We start from the raw sequence: 553 nt of genomic DNA, 5'->3' as shown, positions 1-553 counted from the left end.
AAATATATTTGGTATAACATCTTATTCGGATACCTTCAATGGGTACTGAATCGCATTTCATTTTCCTGATAATCAGTAAATGCACTATCCGAAGGTTTACCTTTGTAATAATATTTTGAATGTAAATAGTGTCTGTTTTTGTCATAATACTGCCATTTTCCAAAATAATACCAATGGTTTAAATGGTCTTTTACTTCAAAAGTGGTGTAACCTTTTTTTTGTAATTTACCATTCGGATGATAAAATTTTGTTTTGCAAGTATCCTTATAATACTTTTCTTTTCGTATCAATTTATTATTTCTATAATACTTCCATGTACCTATTTGATTATTCTGTTGGTATTTTCCAATAGTTTTATATACAACATCCAAAGTGTCATATTCTACCCACAATCCCTCTTTTTGCTTTTGAACCATTTGGTTTGTAGTAGTTTTACAGGCAAATTGTAGTAATATTACAAAAAATAATATCAAAAATTTTAATTTCATCTTTTTATTTTTTACGTATCTACTTCTATATTTTCAAAACAAATATAAATATTTTATATGTATAT

Annotated in this window: 1 protein-coding gene; it reads right to left on the bottom strand. The window is 25.5% G+C overall.

Annotation, left to right across the window (positions count from 1 at the left end; all coding sequences use genetic code 11):
- Positions 1-35: 35 nt before the first annotated feature.
- Complete coding sequence (locus tag B0A58_RS16070) at positions 36-488, bottom strand: hypothetical protein (RefSeq protein WP_050881286.1); 453 nt, start codon at positions 486-488, stop codon at positions 36-38.
- Between the last annotated feature and the right edge of the window lie 65 nt (positions 489-553).

It is taken from the genome of Flavobacterium branchiophilum NBRC 15030 = ATCC 35035 (genome assembly GCF_002217205.1).
Taxonomy (GTDB): Bacteria; Bacteroidota; Bacteroidia; order Flavobacteriales; family Flavobacteriaceae; genus Flavobacterium; species Flavobacterium branchiophilum.
This window is presented reverse-complemented; position numbering and strand designations above follow the sequence as displayed.

Excerpts from the sequence above, each read along its gene's own strand:
- B0A58_RS16070 (WP_050881286.1), bottom strand. The coding sequence starts at position 488 with ATGAAATTAAAATTTTTGATATTATTTTTTGTAATATTACTACAATTT.